We start from the raw sequence: 2243 nt of genomic DNA, 5'->3' as shown, positions 1-2243 counted from the left end.
CGAAGGGATGGATGTCCTGGCCAATTATCAACGTAGGCACCAGCCAAAAACCTAATGCACGGCCGCGTACATGATCTTCTCCTCCGTCGCCTCGGCCGGCGAAAACTCCTCGACGATGCGGCCCTGGCGGCAGACCAGGATGCGGTCGGACAGGTTCATGATCTCCGGCAGGTAGGACGAGATGACGACGACGGCCAGGCCCTCGTCGGCCAGCCGGTTGATGATCTGATGGATCTCGGCGATCGCGCCGACATCGACGCCGCGCGTCGGCTCGTCGAAGATGACGATGCGCGGCTGCTGCACCAGCCCTTTGCCGATCACCACCTTCTGCTGGTTGCCGCCGGAAAGCTCGACGACGCGCGCATTGTCGTTGATCGCTTTGATGTTCAGCGTCTTCGTCCATTCGGCTGAGAGCGCGCGCATTTCCTGCGCGTTGATTACCCAGGCCTTTTCGCGGCCCGCCGCCAGCAGCCCGCCGAACAGGTTCTCGGCAATGCCCATCGTCTCGAAGATGCCCTCGCTCTTGCGGTCCTCGGTGACATAGACGATGCCGTCAGCCACCGCTTCGCTCGGCACGAGGTAGCGCACCGGCCTGTCGTCCAGCTCAATGGCGCCGCCACGCCGGAAATCGCGCTTGTAGATGCCCGAGACGATCTTGAACGTCTCGGTACGGCCCGACCCGATCAGCCCGAACACGCCGGTGATCTGGCCCTCGAAGATCGAGAAGGAATTGTTGCGCACGACATTGCTCATCGAGATGTCCTGCACCGACAGGACCTTCTTGCCGGCCTTGCGCAGCCTGGCCTCGTCGCGCTGGCTGTAGATCTGTCCCGACAGGGTACGCCCGACCATGGCGGCGACGATCTTGTCGCGGTCGAAGGCCGACGTGTCATCGGTGACGACCAGTTCGCCGTCGCGCAGGATGGTGATGCGGTCGGCGATCATCAGCGCCTCTTCCAGCGCGTGGCTGATGAAGACGATGGAGACGCCGCTCGCCTTCAGCCGGCGGATCAGCGCGAAGAAGTGCCGCTTTTCTTCCGGCGTCAGCGTCGCCGTAGGCTCGTCGAAGATGATGATCTCGGCATTGTGGTGCACCGCGCGCGCGATCTCGACCATCTGCCGCTTGGCAGCACCCAGCGTCGCCACCATGGCGTTCGGATCGACGGGAAAGTTCAGCGACTGCAGGAATTGCTGCGCCGAAATGTAGGTGCCGCGCAGCCGGTTGAGGAACTTTTCGGTGCCGAGATAAAGGTTCTGCGCCACCGTCATCGACGGCACCAAGCTGGTTTCCTGGAACACCATGGCGATACCGGCCTGAAGCGCCGCGTGCGGCGAGGCGTAGGCGATCTCCTGCCCCTTGTGGAACATCTTGCCCGAGGTGGCGTCGACCACACCGGCGATGATCTTGGTCAGCGTCGATTTTCCCGCGCCGTTCTCGCCAAGCAGCGCGTGGATCTCGCCTTTGCGCAGGTCGAAGCTGACATTCTTCACAGCGGGCACGCCGCGGTAGTTCTTGGTGACATTCTCCAGACGGACAATCGGTTCCATCAGAAACCTCCCGTGGCGACGGAAAGGATGCAGTCGCCGCCCCTGGAGGCGATGAACAGAAGACCGTCCTTTTCCGCAACGCTGCAGATGCCATGGCGCGTGCCGTTGGCGCGGCTGTGCAGGCTGAATTGCGGCTGCATCTTCTGGTCGAGCCTGACCACCAGCCCGTAGGAGCGGCTCGGCGACCATGGCTTGTGGATGCCCATGGTGCGGATGCCGCCGCATTGCAGCGGCTCGAGGAAGCTGCGGCTGGAGGCCAGCGCTGGCGCGATCCAGTAGGCCGGCGGCACCTGGCTCAGCATGTCCTGACGGTAATGCGTTTCCTGTAGCACGAATTCGATCAGCCGGTTGCGCGGCGCAAACAAGGTCAGCCACGCCCCACCATCGGCGGAAGGCGACAGCCGCGCGGGATAGCCGGGCAGATGCGTCAGAACCGTCGAGCGGCTGCCCGTCGCGCCATCGAAACGCACCAACTGATGACGCCAGCTTTCGCAGACCAGCACATCCCTGCCGACAGGATGCAGCCCATAGGGAAAGGCAATCTCGCCGGCGACTTTGCGGAAATCACCGCCCGCGGCGTCTCGCTTCCACAGCGAACCGGAGGCACCCTTCTTCATCAGATCGGCGGCCCATTGCGACGGCGCGTGCTCGGCCGAGCCATTGGCCAGCCACAGCGTGCCGTCATCCGCATAGGC

The 2243-nt window shown here is 63.7% G+C and carries 2 protein-coding genes; both read right to left on the bottom strand.

Going from position 1 to position 2243, the window contains the following annotated elements; genetic code table 11:
* Positions 1-51: 51 nt before the first annotated feature.
* Entirely contained in the window at positions 52-1548 is a 1497-nt protein-coding gene (locus EN750_RS30435; RefSeq protein WP_127398945.1) for a sugar ABC transporter ATP-binding protein, read from the bottom strand.
* Positions 1548-2243, bottom strand: a 696-nt coding sequence (locus EN750_RS30430; RefSeq protein WP_127398944.1) for a hypothetical protein, incomplete at its 5' end; no start/stop codon positions are given. The genes EN750_RS30430 and EN750_RS30435, both read right to left, overlap by 1 nt.

The organism is Mesorhizobium sp. M7A.F.Ca.ET.027.03.2.1 (assembly GCF_003999175.1).
Classification (GTDB): Bacteria; Pseudomonadota; Alphaproteobacteria; order Rhizobiales; family Rhizobiaceae; genus Mesorhizobium.
Note: the sequence above shows the minus strand (reverse complement) of the source record. Positions and strands in the feature narration are given on the sequence as shown.

What these genes read in the sequence shown, in the direction of transcription:
- EN750_RS30435 (WP_127398945.1), bottom strand. Translation starts at nt 1,548, where the DNA reads ATGGAACCGATTGTCCGTCTGGAGAATGTCACCAAGAACTACCGCGGC.